The sequence below is a fragment of the Streptomyces sp. NPDC056128 genome (assembly GCF_042263835.1).
Classification (GTDB): domain Bacteria; phylum Actinomycetota; class Actinomycetes; order Streptomycetales; family Streptomycetaceae; genus Streptomyces.
In genome coordinates this window covers 142,477-164,943 of sequence record NZ_JBHJVQ010000001.1, presented here as the reverse complement: position 1 = coordinate 164,943, position 22,467 = coordinate 142,477, and the positions used below count along the sequence as shown (strand labels likewise).

Here is a 22,467-nt window from a genome sequence, read left to right as displayed (position 1 = left end):
TTCAGACCCCCTCGGACTGACGGGCCGCGGCCAGGCGGACCGCGTCCATGATCTTCTCGTAGCCCGTGCAGCGGCACAGGTTGCCCGACAGCGCCTCACGGATGTCCGCGTCGGACGGGTTCGGGTTGCGCTCCAGCATCTCGTCGGCGGCGACCAGCAGTCCGGGCGTGCAGAAGCCGCACTGGACGGCGCCGGCATCGATGAACGCCTGCTGGATCGGGGCCAGTTCGGTGCCCTCGCCGGTCTGCGAGTCGGTGCCGCCGGCCTGCCAGCGCTTGGCCTGGTCGAGGGTGGTGCCCTGGCCGGCGTCGCTTCCGCAGGCGCCGGTGGCGCAGCCCTCGGCGCGGTCCTTGGCGAACTCCGCCAGGCCCTCGACGGTGACGATCTCGCGGCCCTGCGCCTGGCCGGCCGCGACCAGGCAGGAGCAGACCGGCACGCCGTCCAGGCGGACCGTGCAGGAGCCGCACTCGCCCTGTTCGCAGGCGTTCTTGGAGCCGGGCAGGCCCATCCGCTCGCGCAGCACGTACAGCAGGGACTCGCCCTCCCACACGTCGTCGGCTTCCTGCGGACGTCCGTTGACAGTGAAGTTGACGCGCATTACGCAGCTCCCTCCGTGGCGTTGCGGGTGCCGCGGTACGACTCCCAGGTCCAGGTCAGCGTCCGGCGGGCCATGACGCCGACGGCGTGGCGGCGGTAGTTCGCGGTGCCGCGGACGTCGTCGATCGGGTTGCAGGCGGCGGAGCACAGCTGCGCGAACTGCTTGGCGACCGACGGGGTGATGATCTTTCCGCTGTCCCAGAAGCCGCCCTCTTCGAGCGCCGCGTTCAGGAACTCCTCGGCCGCCGTGGCCCGCACGGGGGTGGGGGCGGCCGAGCCGATGCCGGTACGGACCGTGCGGCTGCCGGGGTGCAGGGCGAGGCCGAAGGCGCACACGGCGATGACCATGGCGTTGCGGGTGCCGACCTTCGAGAACTGCTGGGGCCCGTCGGCCTTCTTCACGTGCACCGCGCGGATCAGCTCGTCGGGCTCCAGGGCGTTGCGCTTGACGCCCTTGTAGAACTGGTCGATCGGGATCAGGCGCCTGCCGCGCACCGACTCGGCCTCGACCTCGGCGCCGGCGGCGAGCAGCGCCGGGTGGGCGTCGCCGGCCGGGGAGGCGGTGCCGAGGTTCCCGCCCACGCCGCCGCGGTTACGGATCTGCGGGGAGGCGACCGTGTGCGAGGCGAGGGCGAGACCCGGCAGCTCGGCGCGCAGGTCCTCCATGATCCTGGTGTAGGGCACGGAGGCGCCGAGCCGTACGGAGTCCTCGCCGACCTCCCATTCGAAGAGGTCGCCGATGCGGTTGAGATCCATGAGGTACTCGGGCCGGCGGTGGTCGAAGTTGATCTCGACCATCACGTCGGTGCCACCCGCGATCGGCACAGCGGTGGGGTGCTCGGCCTTGGCGGCGAGCGCCTCCTCCCAGCTGGCGGGGCGAAGGAAGTCCATGACCGGCTCTCTTCTTCGTCTACTTGTGGGGCGTACAGATTGAGCCAATCCGTGTGCGGCGGGCCCGGCTCGTTCATGTGCTGTTCACGTGGATTGGCCTCAGTACACCGCTCTGTGCTCCACCGGGGTCAGTCGCAGAAACCATGAAGGAGTTGGCTGGCCAGGGCGGGCATCTTGTAGATTCGTATGAAAGGAGGTCCTCAGTAACCTCCTCGTTTTCCTCCGGAACCGCGCGCCACAGCCGCGTGACCTGGAACACTTCGAGACAAAGATCGGCGGCGACGAGAATGCGGCTGCGCGCACTGCTGGACACCGACGCGCTGGGCCTCAAGCTGCTCGGCGGCGAGGACGAGCTGGACCGATCGGTCCGCGGCGTGATGACCACCGACCTGCGGGACCCCAGCCGCTACCTCTCGGGCGGTGAGCTGGTGCTGACCGGCCTGGCCTGGCGTCGGGACGCCGACGATTCCGAGCCTTTCGTGCGTCTCCTGGTGCAGTCCGGCGTGAGCGCCCTGGCCGCCGGTGAGGCGGAGCTGGGGAGCGTGCCGGAGGACCTGGTGCTGGCCTGCGTGCGGCACCGGCTGCCGCTGTTCGCGGTGCACGAGTCGGTGGCCTTCGCGACCATCACCGAGCACGTCGTCCGGCAGGTCTCGGGCGAGCGGGCCGGCGACCTCGCGGCCGTGGTGGACCGGCACCGCCGGATGATGACCTCGGGCCCCGCGGGCGGCGGCCCCGACGTGGTCCTGGACCTGCTCGGCTCCGACCTGGACCTGCGGGCCTGGGTGCTGTCGCCGACCGGGCGCCCGGTCGCGGGCTCGAAGGCGGCGGGCCCCGCGCTGCCCGCCGAGGTGTGCGCGCGGCTGGCGGCGGAGCACCTGGCGGCCACCCGCGCGGGCCGGCGGGCACCGCACCGGGTGCCGGTGGCGGGCAGCACGTACAGCGTCTTCCCGGTGCGGGCCGGCGCCCGCGCCCCGCAGGCGGTGGGCGTGTCCCGGGAGGTGCGGGAGACGGTGCTGTCGGACTGGCTCCTCGTGGTGGAGGCGGACGCCGGGGACTGGGCCGAGGAGCGGCTCGACCTGCTGTACGGCGTCACGCAGCTGATCGCGGTCGAGCGGGACCGGCGGGACGCGGCGCGCACGGTGCGGCGGCGGCTGGCGCAGGAGGTCCTGGAGCTGGTGCAGACGGGCGCCGCGCCCGCCGAGATCGCGGCCCGGCTGCGGGTGGCGGCGCCGGTGCTGCTGCCCGGACTCGGCGCCGCCCCGCACTGGCAGGTCGTGGTGGCCCGCGTCGAGTGGGAGGACGGCGCGACGGAGACCGGCCCGGTCGCCCAGTCGCTGCTGGAGGAGATCCTCGTCGACCCGCACGCCACGGGCCCCGAGCACTCCGACCGCATCGCCGTGGCGCACACCGGTGACGAGGCGGTGGCCCTCGTACCGCTGCCGGCCGTCTCCACCGAGCACGACGGCTCCGAGACCGGCGTCCTCGCGGACGCGCTGCTGGAGTCCGTACGGGAGCCGCTGTCCGCGGGGCTGGACGGGGACGGGCGGGTCACGCTCGGCGTCAGCGCGGCCGTGCACTCGGCGGAGGGGCTGCGCGGGGCGCTGGAGGAGGCCCGGCACGCGCGGCGGGTGGCCGCGGCGCGGCCCGGCCGGGTCTGCGCGGCGGGCCACCAGGAACTGGCCTCGCACGTGCTGCTGCTCCCCTTCGTCCCCGACGACGTGCGGCGCGCCTTCACCTCGCGGCTGCTCGACCCGCTGCGGGACTACGACCGCCGCCACCGCGCCGAGCTGATCCCGACGCTGGAGGCCTTCCTCGACAGCGACGGCTCGTGGACGCGCTGCGCGAACCGGCTCCACCTGCACGTCAACACGCTGCGCTACCGCGTCGGGCGGATCGAGCAGTTGACGGGGCGTGATCTGTCGCGCCTGGAGGACAAGCTGGATTTCTTCCTCGCACTGCGGATGAGCTGAGGCGCGGGCGCTTTCGGGCCCGGGGCATCCCCAAACCTCGGGCGCGGGAAGTCCCACGACTTTGTGAAATCTTTCACCCATCCCCTTGGCCGGGCCGCCGGATCCGTGCTGAGATGCGGCCACCACTCGAGAGCTCGATGGCGTGCTAAGGGGAGGGCGACGTGGCGCATTCCGCCATGGCTGGTTCTGGTTGGGGAACGACCGAGGGTGACGATCCGCTCCAGACCGCGGTATGGCGGTTGCGCTCGCGCGCCTGCTGGGCCGACGCGGCGGCCCTGCTGGAGCCGGTCACCGCGGCCACCGCCCTGCAGCGGACCGCGCTGCTCGTGGAGCGGTGCCTGTACACCGAGCAGGGCTGGGCGGAGGCCGAGGACGCGCTGCGCACCGCGGAGGCGCTGGCCCACAGCGACGACGAGCGCGGGGCCGCCGCCTGTGAACGCGGGCAGCTCGCCTACGCGGCCACCGTGCACCAGGTGCGCGACCGGGCCGACGAGGCGCGGGCCGCGCTGGGCCGGGCCGCGGCGCTCATCGCGCCGGGGGCCGGCGGGCGGGCGCTGCTGGACTTCCGGCGCGGACTGGTCGCGGAGAACCTGAGCCGCTCACCGCAGTCCGCCCGCGCGGCGTACCGCCGCGCGCACGCCGGGGCGACCGCGCACGGGCAGCCGCTGCTGCTGTCCTTCACCTGGCGGCATCTGGCCGGACTCGCCCTGCGGGAGGGCGAGTTGGCCGAGGCGCGGCACGGCTTCGCCGAGTCCCTGCGGATCCGAGAGGAGTTGGGGTACCTCGTCGGTACGGCGCCCGCGCTGGCGTCCCTCGCGGACGCGGAGACGGAACCGGAGGCGTCCCGGCTGCGGGAGGAGGCCCGACGGCTGTTCCGGCTGCTGGGCGGCGTACCGACCTGGCTGGCCCAGCAGCTCGCCCCGCCGGCCCCGGACGCGGCGACGGCCTGACCGGGCCGACGCCGGACGCTCTGCGCCGCGCGGACCCTCACGTGGCCGCGCGGCGCTGGCAGGCGACGCAGTACCGGGTGTAGGGGAGGATCTCCAGGCGCTCCCCCGGGACGGGCTTGCCGCAGCCGAGGCAGGCGCCGTAGGTGCCGTCCTCGACCCGGGCGAAGGCTTCGTCGATCTCCTTGAGCACCCGCCCGATCGCGGCCTGCTGCGCGGCCATCAGCTGGTCGTCCGCCTGGCCGCTCTCGTCGAGGGCCCGGAGCTGGATCAACCGCGTGGTGCGGGCGTGGTCGAGGCGCAGTCGCGCGTCGTCGGCGGTGAGCCGTTCGGGGCGGGGTTCGGTGCGGGGAGCGTCGAGCGACACGGTGAGTCCCTTTCTCGGCAGGGCCGCGGTACGGCGGACACCGGGCCGAAGGGGCCCGGTCGTCCCCCACCATGGCCGGGCCGCGTGCGGAAGCCCATCGGGCGCAGGCCCCATTTGCGCGCGGACGCGGGGCCCACCGGACGCGGCGCCGGGGCGGCCGTATGGGTGCGTCGCGCCCCGGAAATGGGGGTCGGCCCCCATCGACCCGGCGGGTGCGGGCGGGGCAGGCTGGTGGTCCGCCCGGCCGCGACCTGGGCCGCGGCTCCCGCCGAGGGTGCGCGCGATGACCGACAGTGGAGGCGCGGCAGTCGACGCGTCGCAGAAGGAGGCGTACCCCCCGGTGTCCCTGTTCTGGCGGATCTTCGGGCTCAACGCGGTGGTGCTGGGCTTCGCCACCGCGCTGCTGCTGCTGGCTCCGGTGACCGTGTCCGTGCCGGTGCTGCTGACCGAGGCCGTGATCCTGGTGGGCGGCCTGGCCGTGATGCTGGTGGCCAACGGCGCCCTGCTGCGCTGGGGCCTGGCCCCGCTGGACCGGGTCACGAAGCTGATGACCACCGTCGACCTGCTCCGCCCCGGCCAGCGGCTGCCGGTGTCCGGCGGCGGCGAGGTCCCCGAGCTGGTCCGCACCTTCAACGCCATGCTGGACCGGCTGGAGAACGAGCGGGCCACCAGCAGCGCCCGTGTGCTGCTCGCCCAGGAGGCGGAGCGGCGCCGGATCGCCCAGGAGCTGCACGACGAGGTCGGGCAGAGCATGACCGCGATCCTGCTGGTCCTGGGGCGCGCCGCGGACGACGCCGACGAGCCGCTGCGCGACGAGCTGCAGCAGGCGCAGGAGATCACCCGGGAGAGCCTGGACGAGGTCCGTCGCCTGGTGCGCCGGCTGCGGCCCGGCGTCCTGGACGACCTCGGCCTGATCAGCGCGCTGTCCTCGCTCACGCACGACTTCGCCGCCCATACGGGGCTGCGGGTGCTGCGCCGTTTCGACCCCGACCTGCCCGCCCTGGCCCCGGAGACCGAACTGGTCCTCTACCGGGTGGCGCAGGAGGGCCTGACCAACACCGCCCGGCACGCGGACGCCACGCGGGTCGAGGTGAGCCTGGCCCGGGCCGGCGACGCGGTGACCCTCACCATCGCCGACGACGGCCGCGGCATCGAGGCGGCGTGCGAGGGCGCCGGCATCCGCGGCATGCGGGAGCGGGCCCTGCTCGTCGGGGCCGCCCTCGACATCGCCTCGGCCCCCGGCGCCGGCACCCGCATCCGGCTCACCGCACCCGTCACCAGGAAGCAGCCGTGACCATGCCCGACCCGAAGATCCGCATCCTGCTCGCCGACGACCACGCGCTGGTACGCCGCGGGGTGCGCCTCATCCTCGACCGGGAGCCGGACCTGGAGGTGGTCGCCGAGGCCGGGGACGGCGCGGAGGCCATCGACATGGCGCGCGCCCACGACGCAGACCTCGCGGTCCTGGACATCGCGATGCCCCGCCTCACCGGCCTCCAGGCCGCCCGCGAGCTGTCCGCGCTCCGGCCGGAGCTGCGCATCCTGATGCTCACGATGCACGACAACGAGCAGTACCTGTTCCAGGCGCTGAAGTCGGGGGCCTGCGGCTACGTGCTCAAGTCGGTCGCCGACCGCGACCTGGTCGCCGCCTGCCGCGCCGCGATGCGCGACGAGCCCTTCCTGTACCCGGGCGCCGTGACCGCCCTGATCCGCAACTACCTGGACCGGGTCCGGCACGGCGAGGAGAGCGCCGACCACGTCGTCACCCCGCGCGAGGAGGAGGTCCTCAAGCTCGTCGCCGAGGGCCACTCCTCGAAGGAGATCGCCGAGATCCTCTTCATCAGCGTCAAGACCGTCCAGCGGCACCGGGCCAACCTGCTGCACAAGCTGGGCCTGCGCGACCGCCTGGACCTGACCCGGTACGCCATCCGCGCCGGTCTCATCGAGCCCTGACAGCCCCCGGAGCCCCGGGCTCCCCGGCCCGGCCACCCACAACGAAAGAGGACGGTGCATGCGCCGGCGGCTCGCGACGGTGCTGACCGTCCTGCTCAGCGTCCTGCTGCCCCTGGTCCCCGCCTGGCCCGCCGCCGGCGTCCACGTCGGCCCTGGTGGTCCCCTCGCGGCGGCCACCGCCACGGCAGTACCGCACCCCGTCCTGGACCCGCACGCGGACGACGGGTGCACACCGGTCTGCGCCGCCCAGCCCCGGGCCCGGCACGACCAACCGGGCGAGGGCCCGACGGCACCGGACCACCACGCGACCACCACCGCGCACGGCGCGGGCACTGCCTCCGGGGCACACACACGGACCGCGGCCGCGCCCGGTCCGGTGCCGGTCTCCCCCGGCCGCACGAGCCACGACAGCGGTCGGGCACCGCCCCTCTCCTCCGGCCTGTGAGCCACCTCGAACCCCGACCTTTCACCTTCTTCCGCCGCGGCCGCGCTAGGCCGCCGCCGCGGTGTGCCCGCCGGAGGCCCGTGTTGAAACGCTCCCGTCCCCCTTCGCGCCCTCGTACGTGCTCGGGGTCCCGTTCCCGTTCCCTGAATGTCCGCGCGCTCGTCGCGCTCGCCGTGATGGCCGCGTCCGTGGCCATCGCCCTGACCACGCCGATCCGCCTGGGGCTCGATCTGCGCGGCGGCACCCAGATCGTGCTGGAGACCCAGTCCACCGAGACCACCGAGGCCGACCGGGAGGCCACCGACCGCACCGTGGAGGTGCTGCGCGGCCGCATCGACGCCCTCGGTGTCGCCGAGCCGACCATCGTCCGCTCCGGCGAGAACCGCGTCGTCGTCGAGCTGCCGGGCGTCCAGGACCCGAAGCGGGCCGCCGACGTGCTGGGCCGCACCGCACAGCTCACCGTCCACCCGGTGCTCGGCGCGGCGCAGAACGCCACGGACGCCGAGGACGGCGAGCGGGTGCTGCCGGACGAGTCCGGGCAGTACCTGCGGCTGCAGGACGCCACGCTGACCGGGCAGGACGTCGAGGGCGCCGACGCCCGATTCGACCAGCAGAGCGGCGCGGGCTGGCACGTCACCGTCGACTTCAAGGACGCCGGCGGCGACCGCTGGGCCCGGGTGACCGGCGAGGCGGCCTGCCACCCGGCCGGCGACGCACAGCGCCGGGTCGCCATCGTGCTCGACAACAAGATCATCTCCTCGCCGCAGGTCGACCCCTCCGTGGCCTGCGGGGCGGGCATCACCGGCGGCTCCACGCAGATCACCGGCTCCTTCGACGACGCGGAGGCCCGCGAACTGGCCCTGCTCGTCAAGGGCGGCGCCCTGCCCGTGCCGGTCGAGACCATCGAGCAGCGCACCATCGGCGCGACCCTGGGCGACGAGGCCATCTCGGCCGGCGCCCGGGCCGCCGTCATCGGCACGGCGCTGACCGCGCTGTTCATCATCGTCGCCTACCGGCTGATGGGCGCCCTGGCCACCGTGGCCCTGCTCTGCTACGGCCTGATCTCCTACGCCGCTCTGGCCGCGATCGGCGCGACCCTGACCCTGCCCGGCCTGGCCGGCTTCGTCCTGGCGATCGGCATGGCGGTGGACGCCAACGTCCTCGTCTTCGAACGGGCCCGCGAGGAACAGGCCGCCCGTACCCGTCCGAGCGCGCGGTCGGCGCTGACCGCCGGTTTCCGCAGCGCCTTCAGCGCGATCGCCGACTCCAACATCACCACGCTGATCGCCGCCGCCCTGCTGTTCCTCCTGGCCTCCGGCCCGGTGAAGGGCTTCGGCGTCACCCTCGGGATCGGTGTGCTGGCCTCCATGGTCAGCGCCCTGGTGATCACCCGCGTGCTGGCCGAGTTCGCCGCGGGCCGCCCGGCCGTCCTCCGCCGCCCGCGCGTCACCGGCATCTCCTCCACCGGTCCGGTCCGTGACGCCCTGCTGCGCCGCGATCCGTTCCTGATGCGCCGGCCGCGTCGCTGGCTGGCGGCCTCCCTGGTCGTCCTCGTGGTGGCGGGCTCCGGCATCCTGGTGCGGGGCCTGAACCTCGGCATCGAGTTCACCGGCGGGCGGCTCATCGAGTACTCCACCGCCGTCCGGGTCGACCCCGACCGGGCCCGCGACGCCCTCGCCGACGCGGGCTTTCCGCGCGCCGTCGTCCAGTCCTCCGGTGACGGCGACCTCACGGTGCGCACGGAGGAGCTGACGGACGCCGAGGCGGCGACCGTCACCGAGGCCGTCGCCGGGCTGGGCGGCGAGACGGAGAAGGTCCGCGACGAACTGATCGGCCCGAGCCTCGGCGAGGAGCTGCGCCGGGACGCCCTGATCGCCCTCGGCCTGGCATTGGCCGCCCAACTGGCGTACCTCGCGGCCCGGTTCCGCCTGCTGTTCGGCACGGCGGCGGTCGGCGCGCTCGCCCACGACGTGGTCGTCCTGGTGGGCGTGTTCGCCTGGCTGGGCAAGCCGGTGGACGGGGTGTTCCTGGCCGCGCTGCTGACCGTGATCGGCTACTCGGTCAACGACTCGGTGGTCCTCTTCGACCGCGTCCGGGAGCTGCTGGGCCGGGAGCGGAAGGCGCCGTTCGACCGGCTGACCAACGACGCGATCCTGCAGACCCTGCCGCGCACGGTCAACACGGGCATGGGCGCGGTCCTCATCCTCGCCTCGCTGGCGGTCCTCGCCGACGGCTCGCTCACGGACTTCGCGCTCGCGCTGCTGATCGGCGTGGCGGTCGGCACGTACTCCTCGGTCTTCACCGCCTCCCCGCTGGCCATCGAGCTGCACGGCCGCGCCGCGGGGTCCCGCGCAGCGCGGCGCGAGGGACGCAAGAGGAAGAACGGCAAGCGCGTACCGGCGAGCCGCACGGAACGGCAGGAGGTCCCGTAGCGACCGGCGGTCAGGCGGGGGCTCCCCCCGGAGCGCCCTCGCTCAGCGGGCCCCGGTGAAGTGCTCCCCCACCAGGGTCCGCACCAGGTCCTGGTCGCCGGCGATCAGCGCGTCCAGCAGGGCGGTGTGCTCGTGCGCGTCGGCGATCAGGTCGGCCCGGCCGCGTACCGCGGGGATGCCGGCCGGCGGCCATTGGGCGCGGCGGTGCAGGTCGCCGGCGATGTGCACGAGCTGGTCGTTGCCGGCCAGCGCGAGCACCGCGCGGTGGAAGGCGCGGTCGGCCTCGGCGTAGGTGGCCGGGCAGCCGGCGGACGCGGCCCGGACGGCGGCCTCGGCGAGGGGGCGCAGCTCCGCCCAGCGCTCGGCGGGCACCGTGCGGGCCAGGCGCAGCCACACCGGGACCTCGATCAGCGCCCGGACCTCGGCCAGCTCGGCCAGTTCGCGGTCGCCGCGCTCGACGACGCGGAAGCCCCGGTTGGGGACGACCTCGACGGCGCCTTCAAGGGCGAGCTGCTGCATGGCCTCCCGTACGGGGGTGGCCGAGACCCCGAACCGTTCGCCGAGCGCGGGCCCCGAGTAGACCTCGCCGGGCCGCAGCTCGCCGGTGACCAGCGCGGTGCGCAGGGCGTCGAGGATCTGCCCGCGTACGGAGGAGCGCTGGACGAGGGGGCGCGGGCGGGGCGGCGGGGGTTCGCTGTGGGTGTGCTCGCCGCGCGCAGCGGCGACCGGTTCCCCTTCCCCGACGCCGCGCGCCCTGACCCGGTCCCCGTTCGCCGCCCGGTCCACGTCCGCGGCCCGTGGCTGGGCCGGCACCCGCACCTGGGCGGCGGCGGCCTCCGCCTCAGGGGCACCCTGCGCGCTGGGCCTCACGGGTCCTCCTGTGGGACGTGTCGGTACTTGGGGTCATTACGGCGGGTTGTCACCTGTCCGTCAAGCACCATAAGGGCAGGGGCCGTCAGTTCAAATCCCAAACATCTTGGGTAAGGTAAGGCTTGCCTTTGAGCAGCCCGTTCTTCCGTCCCGGATCGGTGGTCCCGCATGCCTGTCGCCCGCACGGCCCTCACGGACGCCTACGCGCGCCTGTCGGAGGCCCTTCCGGGACTGGGCGTCACCGAGCTGGACGCCGACGGCGAGGTGCCGCGGGGCGGCGGCTGGGTCAGCGGCGACGCGCTCGCCGCGGGCGGGGCGGAGCTGGCGGACTTCCTCGCCTGGGACGAGGCGCAGGTGCTGCGGGACTACGGGCAGCGGGCCCGCCCGGACGTGATCGCGAGCTTCGGACTGCACCGGTACGCCTGGCCGGCCTGCCTGCTGATCACCGTGCCGTGGTTCCTGCACCGCAGGGTGCCCCGCTACCCCGCGGCCCACGTCGCCTACGACCGCACCGCCGACGGTCTCCCGCTGGGCCGGATGGCGGTGCGCGGCGCGGGCTTCGCCTGTCTGCCCGGGGACCCGGCCGCCGCGCTGCCCGGCGCCCGCGTGGTCGCCGACGAGGAGGCGCTGCGCGCCGAGGTTCGGGCCTCGGTCGCCGAGCACCTGGAGCCGGTCCTGGCCGGATTCGGCCCCCGCATGCGGCGGCGCGGACGGGCCCTGTGGGGCATGGCGACCGACGAGGTCGTGGAGGGCCTGTGGTACGTCGCCCACCTGCTGGGCGAGCAGGAGCGGGCGCGGCACGAGCTGGAACTGCTGCTGCCGGGCGCGACCAAGCCGTACGTCGGTGACGCGGCCTTCCGCGAGCTGAAGGGGCCGGACGGCGAACCGCTGCACACCCGGGACCGGGCGAGCTGCTGCATGTTCTACACCCTGCGCCCCGAGGACACCTGCGCCACCTGCCCGCGCACCTGCGACGCGGACCGGGTGAACAAGCTGCTCGCCACGGCGGGTTGAGCGGTACCCCGCACCCTCCTCTCCAAGATCGTCGGCTAGGATCCCCGACGTCGATTCACAACTCCCCCACGCGTCGCGGCAGGTTTCCGCCGAACCACTCGTACGGGTAGTCTTATTCGAACTCAACTCCCGCCCGTCATGCGGAAGTTCGAGCAGAACGCCGCCCTGGGCACCCCCTCGCACTCCCTTGGCGGCCTCTTGCCCCGAAACCCTCTGAGGGCCGCTGGGTTTGGGCCACCATGGCGGGCGTTACGCCCTATCCCACTGCAAGGGACCCCTGATGAGATTGACCGACATATCGCTGAACTGGCTGCTTCCGGGCGCCGTGCTGCTCCTGGGCATGCTGGCGGCGGTGGCGGTGCTCGCGCGCGGCAAGCGTTCCCCGGGGAAGGACGCGGGCGCGGACGACTCGTGGGAGCGGATGGAGGAGCGGCGCAGGCGCAAGGAGGCCCTGTACGGCACCGTCTCCTACGTCCTGCTCTTCTGCTGTGCCGCGGTCGCCGCGGCGCTCTCCTTCCACGGTCTGGTCGGCTTCGGCGAGCAGAACCTCGGCCTGAGCGGCGGCTGGCAGTACCTGGTCCCGTTCGGCCTCGACGGGGCGGCGATGTTCTGCTCCGTGCTCGCGGTGCGCGAGGCCAGCCACGGTGACGCGGCGCTCGGCTCGCGCATACTCGTGTGGACCTTCGCGTTCGCCGCGGCCTGGTTCAACTGGGTGCACGCGCCGCGCGGCCTCGGCCACGCGGGTGCCCCGCACTTCTTCGCGGGCATGTCCCTGTCGGCGGCCGTGCTGTTCGACCGGGCCCTCAAGCAGACCCGCCGGGCCGCGCTGCGCGAGCAGGGCCTGGTGCCGCGTCCGCTGCCGCAGATCCGCATGGTCCGCTGGCTGCGGGCGCCCCGGGAGACGTACCGCGCCTGGTCGCTGATGCTCCTCGAAGGCGTGCGCAGCCTCGACGAGGCGGTCGAGGAGGTGCGCGACGACCGGCGCCAGAAGGAGGAGACCAAGCAGCGGCGGCGCGAGCAGGAGCGCCTGGAGCGGGCCCAGCTCAAGGCGATCAGCCGGGGCCACGGCCACCGGGGCTTCCCCGGCCGCGGCGGCCGTCAGGTCGAGGTCGAGGTGCAGCAGGTGGAGCGGGGCACCGAGCGCGCCACCGCGGAGCCTGCGATATCGGCTCCGGAGCTGCCGGTACGCCAGCGCCCCTCCCTCCAACCCGTGCGGGGCGGGACGACCGACCAGGTCACCGTCGACCTCACCGCGGAGGACGACACCCAGGCCCTGCCGCGCCTGGACTCCCTGGAGCGCAAGCTCAAGGACCTGGAGCAGCAGTTCGGCTGACGCGCGGTCCGCGGCTGTGAAGCCGCCTGAGCACCGGATTCCCCGGCGCTCAGGCGGCTTCGGCGTCCAGTTCGAACCAGACCGACTTGCCCACCTCGCAGGGCCGTACGCCCCAGTCGTCGGCCAGGGACCGCACCAGGACCAGGCCTCTGCCGTTGGTGCTCTCCTCCGGGTCCGGGGTGCGCGGCCGGGGCGGCCGCCCGACGTAGTCCCGCACCTCGACCCGCAGCGCGTGCGGGCCGACCGTGGCGGTCAGGACGGCGCCCTCGTCGGTGTGGACCAGCGCGTTGGTGACCAGCTCGCTGGTGAGCAGTTCGGCGATCTCCGACTGTCCGGGCCCGCCCCAGTGCCGCAGCAGCTCGCGCAGGGCCCGCCGGGCCTCGGGCACCGCCCGCAGGTCCGCCCGGCCGAGCCGCCGCCTGAGGTCCGGCGCCGCCCGCTTCCTCATGTCCCCCGTCGGCGTGCTGATGTCGTCTCCCCCTTCTGATCGAGCATGTTCACGGTCGAACATCTTCACGGGGGAAGCCTTGCCCGTTCGGGCACCCGGCAGTCATACCGATTGGCGGCGACCGCCACGTCCGGTCACGGCCGCGGTACGTTGCGCAGGTTCGAGCGGGCCATCTGGACCATGCGCCCGACCCCGCCGTCCAGGACGATCTTGGAGGCGGACAGGGCGAAGCCGGTGACCATGTCGGCGCTGATCTTCGGCGGGATGGACAGCGCGTTGGGGTCGGTGACGACGTCGACGAGGGCCGGGCCCCTGTGCTTGAACGCGGCCTTCAGCGCGCCCGCCAGATCCTTGGGCTTCTCCACCCGCACCCCGAAGGCGCCGCACGCCTCGGCGACGGCGGCGAAGTCGGGGTTCTTGTTGGCCACGCCGTACGAGGGCAGGCCCGCGACCAGCATCTCCAACTCGACCATGCCGAGCGAGGAGTTGTTGAAGAGGACGACCTTCACCGGCAGATCGTGCTGGACCAGGGTGAGGAAGTCGCCCATCAGCATGGTGAACCCGCCGTCGCCGGACATCGAGACGACCTGCCGGCGCCGGTCGGTGAACTGGGCGCCGATCGCCATGGGCAGCGCGTTCGCCATCGAGCCGTGCGAGAACGAGCCGATGATGCGGCGCCGCCCGTTGGGCGAGATGTAGCGGGCGGCCCAGACGTTGCACATGCCGGTGTCCACGGTGAACACGGCGTCGTCGTCGGCCAGGTCGTCCAGCACGGCCGCCACGTACTCGGGATGGATCGGGACGTGCTTGTCGACCTTGCGGGTGTACGCCTTGACGACACCCTCCAGCGCGTCCGCGTGCTTCTTGAGCATCCGGTCGAGGAAGCGCCGGTCGTGCTTCTCCCGCACCCGCGGGATCAGACAGCGCAGGGTCTCCCGGGCGTCGCCCCACACCGCGAGGTCCAGCTTGGAACGCCGGCCCAGGCGCTCGGGCCGGACGTCGATCTGGGCGATCTGCACGTCGTCGGGCAGGAAGGCGTTGTACGGGAAGTCCGTGCCGACCAGGATCAGCAGGTCGCACTCGTGGGTGGCCTCGTAGGCCGCGCCGTAGCCGAGCAGACCGCTCATCCCCACGTCGAACGGATTGTCGTACTGGATCCACTCCTTGCCCCTCAGCGCGTGCCCGACCGGCGACTTGATCCTCTCGGCGAACTCCATCACCTCGGCGTGCGCGCCCGCCGTGCCGCTGCCGCAGAACAGGGTGACCCTGTCGGCGTCGTCGATCATCCGCACCAGGCGGTCGATCTCCTCGTCGCCGGGGCGGACGGTCGGCCGGGAGGTGACGAGTGCCGTCTCGGCAGCCTTCTCCGGGGCGGGCTGGTCCGCGATGTCGCCGGGCAGCGAGACGACGCTGACGCCGCCCTGGCCGACGGCGTGCTGGATGGCGGTCTGGAGCAGCCTGGGCATCTGCTTCGGGCTGGAGATCAGCTCGCTGTAGTGGCTGCACTCGCGGAACAGCTGGTCGGGGTGGGTCTCCTGGAAGAAGCCCAGGCCGATCTCGCTGGACGGGATCTGCGAGGCGAGGGCGAGGACGGGGGCCATGGAGCGGTGGGCGTCGTAGAGCCCGTTGATGAGGTGGAGGTTGCCGGGGCCGCAGGAGCCGGCGCACGCGGCCAGCTTCCCGGTGATCTGGGCCTCCGCGCCGGCGGCGAAGGCGGCGGTCTCCTCGTGCCGGACGTGCACCCATTCGATGCCCTTGTGCCGGCGCACGGCGTCCACGACCGGGTTCAGGCTGTCGCCGACGACTCCGTAGAGGCGTTCGACCCCGGCGCGGGTGAGGATGTCGACGAACTGTTCCGCGACGTTCTGTTTGGCCATGGCTCTACGTATGGCACAGCGAGCGGCCTCACGCCTCCCAAACGGCGGCCGCCGTACGGTCGTCCGCGTACCCCTTGACCCGGACGCCGGTGTCGGCGAGGAAGTCCCCGAGTCCGGGCGGGGGGCGGCCCGTCCATCGCCGCGCGAGGAGTCCGCCCAGCTCGGGCTCGGTCAGCAGCGGCTCGGCCAGGCCCGTGGTGCACATCAGGAGCACATCACCCGGGCGGGCTACGGAGGCCCGGAAGCGGAACGGCCGCCGGGGCGGCTCGTCGGGGGGCGGCGCGTCGTACGGGCCCGGGGGCGCGGTGACGCCGAGGTCCATGGTGAGCCGGTCGCCGTCGGGCGTCTCGCTCGGCCGGTCGGCGGGCGTGCCTGGCGTGCCTGGCGTGCCCCTGGGCGGCGAGCCGAAGCCGAGGACGGGCTCACCGGTGACGTCGCCCGCGCTCGGCTCCATGTCCCGCCAGGCGCCGTCCCGCAGCCTCAGCAGTCCGCCGGGGCCGACGCCGAAGAACACCCTGGTACGGCAGGCGGGGTCGGCGGGAAGTATCAGGCAGCGCAGGGAGGCGGCGTACTCCTGCGGGGACAGGCCCTGTTCGGCGGCGCCCGCGCGGAGCCGGCCGAGGCTGCGGTCGGTGAGGCGGTGCAGGCCGGACTTGAGGTCGCCGCGCCGGGCGGCCCGCAGGTCCTCGGCGAGCCGGGCGTGGCTGCGGCCCACGGCGCCGCCGATCCACCGGCAGACCTCGGCCGCCGCCCGGTGCGCCCCGGCGGTCGCACGGGTGCCGGTGGCCATCGCCACCAGGACCAGCGCGTGCTCGCCCGCGCCGAACCGGGCGACGAGCAGCGCGTCCCGCCGCGGCTCGCCCCGGTACCGGGCGGAGTCGCCGCGCACCGAGACGGCCCGCAGCGTGCACGTCCCGTACCGGGCCCCGTCCAGCACGGTGTCCGGCACCAGGTCGTCGAGCCCGTCGGGGTCGGCGGCCGGCAGCGCGGTGGGCTCGGCGTCATAGGTGGGCGGCCCGGACCCGACGAAGTCCCGCGCGGGCTCGGCACCCGGTTCCGGCAGCGGCGCCACCGCGGGAAGAAACGGCGGCGGCAACGGCGGCAGCCCCACCTCCGGCGGCTCCCGGAGATCCGCGGGCCCACTCCCGGAGGCGGTACGGCCACGCGGCGGGCCGGGTGCCGCGTCGGGTGCCGATGGTGACGGGGGCGGCGCGGGCTGCGGGGATGGCGGAGCCGGGGGCTGCCGGGGCGGGTCGGGTTGCGGGGACTGGCGGGGCGGCTCGGGTTGCGGGGATGGCGGAGCCGGGGACTGCCGGGGCGGCTCGGGGCGCGAGGGCGGCGGAGACTGCCGAGGCGACTCAGGCTGCGGAGGCGGCGGAGCCGAGGACTGCCGGGGCGGCTCGGGCTGCGGGGACGCGGATGGCAGGGGCTGCCAGGGTGGCGCGGGCTGCGGGGGCGGCGCAGCCGAAGACTGCCGAGGCGGCTCGGGCTGCGGGGACGCGGACGGCAGGGGCTGCCAGGGCAGCGCGGGCTGCGGGGGCGGCGCAGCCGAAGACTGCCGAGGCGGCTCGGGGCGCGAGGGCGGCGGAGACTGCCGAGGCGACTCAGGCTGCGGAGGCGGCGCAGCCGAAGACTGCCGAGGCGGCTCCGGCTGCGGGGACGCGGACGGCAGGGGCTGCCAGGGCAGCGCGGGCTGCGGGCGCGCGGGAGACGACGTCTCGGGGCGGGGTGGGGCCGAGGGCCGCGGGGCGTCCGGGGGCGTCGCGGAGCGCGGAGGGGCAGGGGGCCGCAGGTCAGCCGGGGGCGTCGCCGGGCCCGGGCGGGGCGCGGGCTGTGGGCCCGCCGGGGGCGCCGCGGATCGTGGTGGGGCCGGGGGCCGCGAATCGCCCGGCGACCTTGGCGGCCGTGAGGCGTCCGGCGGCCTTGGCGGCCGTGAGGCGTCCGGGGGCCTTGGCGGTCGTGAGGCGTCCGGGGAGGGGGCGGGTCCCTGGCCGTCCGCGGGCTGTGCGCCGTCGCGGGGTGCGGCGGGGTGTAAGCCGTCCGTCGGCTGGGCGGCGGGTGGCGTAGGGGATCGCGGGTGGTCCGGGCGCGAGGGCGCCGGGCTCCCCGCGGGTGGGGGCGGGGAGTTCGACGGGGCGGCCGGTGGCGTGGGCGCCGGCTCCCAACGGGAGCCGGCCCGGGGGCCGGGGACGGCGGGCGGGCCGTTGCCCGAGCCGTCCGTCACCGTGCCGGACGCCGAGGCGAAGCGGTCGTCCAGGGAATCCGGTGCGGCCGTGGGGCCGGTGTCGTCGGTGGAGTCGTCGTACAGCTGCCCCCACCAGTCGTCCTCAGGACCGGTGGGCCTTCCCCCCTGCTGACTCATGCTCCTGATTGTCCACCGACGGAGCGAGATGGAAACGGGGCATCGGGAAATTCCGGCGGACCGGCCCGCGCCGGGCGGCGTGTCGCGGGACGGCTCGAACAGGGTTACGAGGTGAAGTGGCCGAGCGGTCCCACCCCCCACGGGAGAACCGCTCGGCGTCGCCACCTTGGCAGAGTGACCGGCGGTACGGCGATGATGTGCGGAGGCGGGTTTGCGCCGTGGCCGTTTTCCGCCACGGACGCTGGTTCTCGGGGAGGGACGACGGCTGATGCTGGGAGTGCTGGGGCTGGAGGACACGCACGAGTCGGCGTACCGGGCGCTGGTGTCCCTGGGCGCCGCCGACGTGCCGGACCTGGCGAGGCGGCTGGCGCTGGGTGAGCGGGAGACCGAGCGCGCGCTGCGCAGGCTGGAGCAGAACGGGCTGGCGGCCCAGTCCTCGGGCCGCCCCGGCCGCTGGGTCGCCGCGCCGCCTGGGGTGGCGCTGGGCGCGCTGCTCACCCAGCAGCGGCACGAACTGGAGAAGGCGGAGCTGGCGGCGGCGCTGCTGGCCGAGGAGTACCGCGCGGCGGCGGCCGAGCCCGCGGTGCACGACCTGGTGGAGGTGGTGACCGGCGGCGCGGCGGTCGCCCAGCGCTTCCTCCAGCTCCAGCTGGGCGCGACCGAGGAGGTGTGCGCGCTGGTCACCGGCAACCCGGTCGCCGTCACCGGCATGGAGAACGACGCGGAGGAGCAGGCCACCGGCCGCGGTGTCCGCTACCGCGTGGTGGTCGAGCGGTCGGTGCTGGACCAGCCGACCGGCATCACCGAGCTGACCGCCGCGCTGGGCCGCGACGAGCAGGTGCGGGTGGTGGACCGGGTGCCGACCAAGCTGGTGGTCGCCGACCGGGCGCTCGCCCTGGTGCCGCTCACCGCGCGCTCCTCGGAGCCCGCCGCGCTGGTGGTGCACGCCAGCGGGCTCCTGGAGCTGCTGTCGGGCCTGTTCGAGGCGGTGTGGCGGGAGGCGCTGCCGCTGCGCCTGGGCGCCTCCGGCGTGACCGAGCACGGCCCGGACGCCCCCGACGGCACCGATCTGGAGATCCTCTCCCTGCTGCTGGCCGGCCTGACCGACGCCAGCGTCGCCAAACAGCTCGACCTGGGCCTGCGAACCGTACAGCGCCGGGTGAAGCGCCTGATGGAACTGACCGGGGTCACGACCCGGCTCCAGCTGGGCTGGCACGCGTACGAAAGGGGCTGGGTGGCCAGGAAGCCCTGACCCCCGAGCGCGCCCGACCCCACCCGGTCCCCGTCCCCGCCCCGGACATCTGCGGACCGGGCCGGACTCCTGCACCCTGGACAGATGGGAGCGTGGGACCTCCTGCTGACCGGCCTGGTCATTCTGCTCGGGCTGTGCGGCGTCCTGTTTCCCGGCGTGCCCGGGTCGTGGCTGGTGTGGGCCGGGATCCTGTGGTGGGCGCTGAAGGATCCGCAGCCGCTCGCGTGGGCCGTGCTCGTCGGCGCCACCGTCGTCCTGTTGCTGTCCCGGGCGGTGCGCTGGGCGCTGCCGACCCGCAGGCGCCGCCGGGACGAGGCGATGCGCCGACTCACCGCGTACGGCGGCGCGGGCGCGGTCATCGGCTTCGTCCTGCTCCCGGTGCTCGGCGCGATCCCCGGCTTCATGGGCGGCATCTACCTCGCCGAGCGGCTGCGGCTCGGCCGGCACGGCGAGGCGAAGGCGGCGCTGCGGACGGCGATGCGCTCGGGCGGTGCCGACGTACTGGCGGAGCTGTTCGCCTGCCTGCTGATCACCGGGGCATGGGTGGGGGCGGTAGTGGCCGGCGGCTAGGAACGGCCGGACCGCTCCCGGAGGGCGCCCTCCAGGGTGAGCAGCCGGGTCTTGCGGTCCAGGCCGCCCGCGTATCCGGTCAGGGAGCCGTCGGCGCCGATCACCCGGTGGCAGGGGCGCAGGATGAGCAGCGGGTTGGCGCCGATCGCGCCGCCGACCGCGCGGACCGCGGGCCGGGAGGCACCGATGCGTGCCGCGATCTCGCCGTACGTGGTGGTCGCCCCGTAGGGGACGTCGTCGAGGGCGGCCCACACCCGTTCCCGGAAGGCGGTGCCCTCGGCGCGCAGCGGGAGCCGGAAGTCCGTCAGCTCCCCGGCGAAGTAGGCGGCGAGCTGCTCCTCGGCCGCCCGGAAGGGCCCGGTGTCGTGCCGCCAGCCGTCCTGGACGCTCCGGCCGCCCTTCTGCCCGGGCACGGACAGCGAGGTGAGCGCGCCGTCCGGGGCCGCGGTGAGGAGCAGCGGTCCGACGGGGCTGTCGGTCTCGGTCCAGTACGTCACGGACGTGCCGGTGGTGGTCGTGGTCATCGGTCCTGCTCCCAGTCTCCTGCGGCGCGCAGGTGGTTCACAGCGTACGAGCGCCAGGGGCGCCAGCTGTCGGGCACGGTCGGGTCGGGCGGGGCGGTGTCGGGGTCGCCGAGGGCGCGGGTGCGGACGACCGCGGCCGTCCGGGCGTCCATGCCGGGCACGGCGAGCAGGGCGCGTTCGGCGTCGTCCCGGTCGGCGCCCGGGTCCAGGCGTACGGTGCCGTCGGCGAGGGCGGCGGCGAGCGCGCCCACGGGGCCGTCCGGCTCGGCGTCGGCGAGCACCGCCGGTTCGGGGAAGAGGTGGGTGAGGGTGCCGCAGGGCGCGTCGAGGGCCTTGCCGTACCGCTGGACCAGCCGCTCGGCGGCCGCGCGCCCGGCCAGGGCCCGGACGGCGAGTTCGTCGGGGTCGGCGGTGCCGGGTGAGCGCAGCCCGGGGCGGGCGGCGACCAGGGGGGCGAGGCGGGGGTCGGCGCCGAGGCGTTCGTCCACGGCGTACGGGTCGGCGTCCAGGTCGAACAGCCGCCGCAGGCGCTGCACGGAGGTGGTCAGGTCGCGCAGGTCGGTGAGGTGGAGGCGGGCGTCGAGCCAGCCGCCGCCGTTGCCCTGGGCGCCCGTGCGCTCCTCGACGGCGACGATGCCGGTGCCGTACGGCAGCCGCAGGGTGCGCCGGTAGCGGCGGCGGCCGGGCGGGCCGCTCACCTCCTCGACGCCGGCGACGGCCTCCCGCTGGAGCAGGTCGAACACGGGTCCGGCCTGGTAGGGGCCGCGGTGGGCGAGGCGCAGCGGGACGCCGGCGGACGGGGTGGCGGTGCGCCGGGAGGCGGCCCGGTCGGCCGCCGGGGCGGCGGCGCGGACGTCGCTCGGGGTGGCCGCGTACACGGCCCGGATGGTGTCGTTGAACTGCCGCACGCTGGCGAACCCGGAGGCGAAGGCGATCTCGGTGACCGGCAGGCCGGTGGTCTGCAGCAGGACGCGCGCGGTGTGCGCCCGCTGGGCCCGGGCGAGGGCGACGGGCCCGGCGCCCAGCTCGGCGGTGAGCTGCCGCTGCACCTGGCGGGCGCTGTAGCCGAGGCGGACGGCGAGTCCGGCGACGCCCTCGCGGTCGACGACGCCGTCCCCGATCAGCCGCATGGCCCGGCCGACGACGTCGGCGCGGACGTTCCAGTCCGCCGAGCCCGGCACGGCGTCGGGGCGGCACCGCCGGCAGGCCCGGAACCCCGAGCCCTGCGCGGCGGCCGCCGTCGCGAAGAACCGCACGTTGCGCCGCTTCGGCGTGACCGCCGGACAGCTCGGTCGGCAGTAGATGCCGGTCGTGCGCACGGCGAAGAAGAACGCGCCGTCGAACCGGGCGTCCCGGCTGCGTACGGCCTCGTACCTGCTGTCCTCGTGCGCTGTGCGCTGTGCTGTCTCGGTCACGCTGTCCAGTCTCCGCCAGTCCGGCGGACCGGGCTGGCGGAAATCGGACATGGCATCCGGGGGTGGCCGGAGGAGGTGGCTACCGGGGGCCGCCGCCCCGCTTGGCCTCCATCGCCGCCCGGCCCATGGCGTCCCGGCGCTTCCACTCCTTGCGCATCTCGGCCCGCAGCCGGGCGTCGGTCTTGGCGACGATGCGCTGGTTCTCCCGCATCAGCTTGCGGTAGCTCTCCAGCCGCCGCTCGGGCAGCTCGCCGGAGTCGAGGGCGCCGAGGACGGCGCAGCCCGGCTCGCGCTCGTGGGCGCAGTCGTGGAACCGGCAGTCGCGGGCCAGCTCCTCGATCTCGGCGAACACCTGCCCGACGCCGCTGCTCGCGTCCCACAGGCCGACGCCGCGCAGCCCGGGGGTGTCGATCAGCACGCCGCCGCCGGGCAGGGCGAGCAGGTTGCGGGTGGTGGTGGTGTGCCGTCCCTTGCCGTCGACGTCCCGGATCCGCTGGACGTCCATGACGTCCTCGCCGAGCAGGGCGTTGGCGAGCGTGGACTTGCCGGCGCCGGACTGTCCGAGCAGCACCGCCGTGCCGCCGCCGACGACGGCGCCCAGCACGTCGAGCCCCTCACCCTGCTCGGCGCTGACGGTGAGCACCGGCACGCCGGGCGCGCTGGTCTCCACGTCCTGGACGAGATGCGACAGGGTCACCGGGTCGGGCACGAGGTCGGCCTTGGTGAGCACGACCACGGGCTGCGCCCCGGACTCCCAGGCGAGCGCGAGGAACCGCTCGATCCGGGCGAGGTCAAGCTCGGCGGCGAGCGACACGGCGACGATCGCGTGATCGACGTTGGCGGCGAGGATCTGCCCCTCGGACCGCTTGGAGGAGGTGGAGCGCACGAAGGCGGTACGACGCGGCAGATACGTGCGTACGTAGCGGGGGTTGCCGTCCGGTTCGAGGGCGACCCAGTCGCCGGTGCAGACGACCCGCAGGGGGTCGTGCGGGGTGACGAACGCGGTGTCGGCCCGCACGGTGCCGTCGGCGGTGACGACGTCGCACTGGCCCCGGTCGACCCGTACGACGCGACCGGGCAGGAGCCCTTCGGCGGCGTACGGGGAGAAGACGTCGGCCCAGTCCTCGTCCCAGCCGTAGGAGGTCAGGGCGGAGGAGAGGGAGGTGGACGAGGTGGAAGTGTGGGAAGACAAGGGGTGAC

Annotated in this window: 20 protein-coding genes; 10 read left to right on the top strand and 10 right to left on the bottom strand. The window is 74.8% G+C overall.

All coding sequences use genetic code 11. From position 1 onward, the window contains the following. Position 1: 1 nt before the first annotated feature. Both ACFC1X_RS00810 and ACFC1X_RS00805 read right to left on the bottom strand, forming a co-directional pair. Positions 2-598, bottom strand: coding sequence for a (2Fe-2S)-binding protein (locus ACFC1X_RS00810; RefSeq protein ID WP_376347519.1), 597 nt, complete (start codon positions 596-598; stop codon positions 2-4). Next, positions 598-1,488 (bottom strand): FAD binding domain-containing protein, encoded by an 891-nt coding sequence (locus tag ACFC1X_RS00805; RefSeq protein ID WP_376347518.1) that lies wholly within the window; start codon positions 1,486-1,488, stop codon positions 598-600. Before ACFC1X_RS00805 ends, ACFC1X_RS00810 begins: the two co-directional genes overlap by 1 nt. Before the next feature lie 287 nt (positions 1,489-1,775). Between ACFC1X_RS00805 and ACFC1X_RS00800 the strand changes: the two genes are divergently transcribed. Beyond that, the gene (locus tag ACFC1X_RS00800) at positions 1,776-3,458 is read left to right on the top strand and encodes a PucR family transcriptional regulator (RefSeq protein WP_376347516.1); all 1,683 of its coding nucleotides are present in this window, start codon (positions 1,776-1,778) and stop codon (positions 3,456-3,458) included. A 161-nt stretch (positions 3,459-3,619) separates the two neighbouring features. Further along, positions 3,620-4,408, top strand: a complete 789-nt coding sequence (locus ACFC1X_RS00795) for a hypothetical protein (RefSeq protein WP_122618767.1) — start codon at positions 3,620-3,622, stop codon at positions 4,406-4,408. A gap of 37 nt (positions 4,409-4,445) precedes the next feature. On the opposite strand, the gene ACFC1X_RS00790 is transcribed toward ACFC1X_RS00795, so the two are convergent. After that, on the bottom strand, positions 4,446-4,772 hold the full coding sequence (locus ACFC1X_RS00790) for a TraR/DksA C4-type zinc finger protein (protein ID WP_376347513.1): 327 nt from the start codon (positions 4,770-4,772) through the stop codon (positions 4,446-4,448). Between the two features lie 340 nt (positions 4,773-5,112). Here ACFC1X_RS00790 and ACFC1X_RS00785 point away from each other — a divergent pair, with 340 nt between their 5' ends. From ACFC1X_RS00785 to secD, 4 genes are all read left to right on the top strand, one after another. Further along, the gene (locus ACFC1X_RS00785; protein WP_376348501.1) at positions 5,113-6,066 is read left to right on the top strand and encodes a HAMP domain-containing sensor histidine kinase; all 954 of its coding nucleotides are present in this window, start codon (positions 5,113-5,115) and stop codon (positions 6,064-6,066) included. Positions 6,067-6,068: 2 nt separating this feature from the next. After that, positions 6,069-6,725, top strand: a complete 657-nt coding sequence (locus tag ACFC1X_RS00780) for a response regulator transcription factor (RefSeq protein ID WP_125492314.1) — start codon at positions 6,069-6,071, stop codon at positions 6,723-6,725. A 58-nt stretch (positions 6,726-6,783) separates the two neighbouring features. Beyond that, positions 6,784-7,170, top strand: a complete 387-nt coding sequence (locus tag ACFC1X_RS00775; protein WP_376347511.1) for a hypothetical protein — start codon at positions 6,784-6,786, stop codon at positions 7,168-7,170. A gap of 83 nt (positions 7,171-7,253) precedes the next feature. Next, a complete protein-coding gene (secD, locus tag ACFC1X_RS00770; RefSeq protein ID WP_376347509.1) occupies positions 7,254-9,602 on the top strand; it encodes a protein translocase subunit SecD in 2,349 nt (782 codons plus the stop codon). A 42-nt stretch (positions 9,603-9,644) separates the two neighbouring features. Here secD and ACFC1X_RS00765 read toward each other — a convergent pair whose 3' ends face one another. Continuing rightward, on the bottom strand, positions 9,645-10,472 hold the full coding sequence (locus tag ACFC1X_RS00765; protein WP_376347507.1) for a GntR family transcriptional regulator: 828 nt from the start codon (positions 10,470-10,472) through the stop codon (positions 9,645-9,647). A gap of 168 nt (positions 10,473-10,640) precedes the next feature. Here ACFC1X_RS00765 and ACFC1X_RS00760 point away from each other — a divergent pair, with 168 nt between their 5' ends. Both ACFC1X_RS00760 and ACFC1X_RS00755 read left to right on the top strand, forming a co-directional pair. Beyond that, positions 10,641-11,486, top strand: coding sequence for a (2Fe-2S)-binding protein (locus ACFC1X_RS00760; protein ID WP_376347505.1), 846 nt, complete (start codon positions 10,641-10,643; stop codon positions 11,484-11,486). Between the two features lie 280 nt (positions 11,487-11,766). Continuing rightward, positions 11,767-12,819 carry a DUF2637 domain-containing protein gene (locus ACFC1X_RS00755; protein WP_376347504.1) on the top strand — a complete coding sequence of 351 codons (1,053 nt, stop codon included), beginning with the start codon at positions 11,767-11,769 and terminating at the stop codon, positions 12,817-12,819. Positions 12,820-12,868: 49 nt separating this feature from the next. On the opposite strand, the gene ACFC1X_RS00750 is transcribed toward ACFC1X_RS00755, so the two are convergent. From ACFC1X_RS00750 to ACFC1X_RS00740, 3 genes are all read right to left on the bottom strand, one after another. After that, positions 12,869-13,267, bottom strand: coding sequence for an ATP-binding protein (locus tag ACFC1X_RS00750; RefSeq protein WP_352155120.1), 399 nt, complete (start codon positions 13,265-13,267; stop codon positions 12,869-12,871). Between the two features lie 134 nt (positions 13,268-13,401). Further along, positions 13,402-15,144: a pyruvate dehydrogenase gene (locus ACFC1X_RS00745; protein WP_376347502.1), complete on the bottom strand. Its 1,743-nt coding sequence runs from the start codon at positions 15,142-15,144 to the stop codon at positions 13,402-13,404. A gap of 28 nt (positions 15,145-15,172) precedes the next feature. Then, positions 15,173-16,216: a protein phosphatase 2C domain-containing protein gene (locus ACFC1X_RS00740; protein WP_376347501.1), complete on the bottom strand. Its 1,044-nt coding sequence runs from the start codon at positions 16,214-16,216 to the stop codon at positions 15,173-15,175. 1,558 nt (positions 16,217-17,774) lie between these two features. On the opposite strand from ACFC1X_RS00740, the gene ACFC1X_RS00735 reads away from it, so the two are divergent. Both ACFC1X_RS00735 and ACFC1X_RS00730 read left to right on the top strand, forming a co-directional pair. Further along, positions 17,775-18,758 carry a helix-turn-helix domain-containing protein gene (locus ACFC1X_RS00735; RefSeq protein WP_376347499.1) on the top strand — a complete coding sequence of 328 codons (984 nt, stop codon included), beginning with the start codon at positions 17,775-17,777 and terminating at the stop codon, positions 18,756-18,758. A gap of 84 nt (positions 18,759-18,842) precedes the next feature. After that, a complete protein-coding gene (locus ACFC1X_RS00730; protein WP_376347497.1) occupies positions 18,843-19,328 on the top strand; it encodes a DUF456 domain-containing protein in 486 nt (161 codons plus the stop codon). Here the strand turns inward: ACFC1X_RS00730 and ACFC1X_RS00725 are convergent. Genes ACFC1X_RS00725 through rsgA form a run of 3 tightly spaced genes read right to left on the bottom strand, consistent with a single transcriptional unit; the run spans position 19,325 to position 22,459 of the window. After that, on the bottom strand, positions 19,325-19,852 hold the full coding sequence (locus tag ACFC1X_RS00725; RefSeq protein WP_376347496.1) for a methylated-DNA--[protein]-cysteine S-methyltransferase: 528 nt from the start codon (positions 19,850-19,852) through the stop codon (positions 19,325-19,327). The two genes, ACFC1X_RS00730 and ACFC1X_RS00725, sit on opposite strands and share 4 nt — an antisense overlap. Beyond that, complete coding sequence (locus ACFC1X_RS00720; RefSeq protein WP_376347494.1) at positions 19,849-21,318, bottom strand: DNA-3-methyladenine glycosylase 2 family protein; 1,470 nt, start codon at positions 21,316-21,318, stop codon at positions 19,849-19,851. The genes ACFC1X_RS00725 and ACFC1X_RS00720 overlap by 4 nt, the downstream gene beginning before the upstream one ends. A gap of 28 nt (positions 21,319-21,346) precedes the next feature. Continuing rightward, positions 21,347-22,459, bottom strand: coding sequence for a ribosome small subunit-dependent GTPase A (gene rsgA / locus ACFC1X_RS00715; RefSeq protein ID WP_376347492.1), 1,113 nt, complete (start codon positions 22,457-22,459; stop codon positions 21,347-21,349). Between the last annotated feature and the right edge of the window lie 8 nt (positions 22,460-22,467).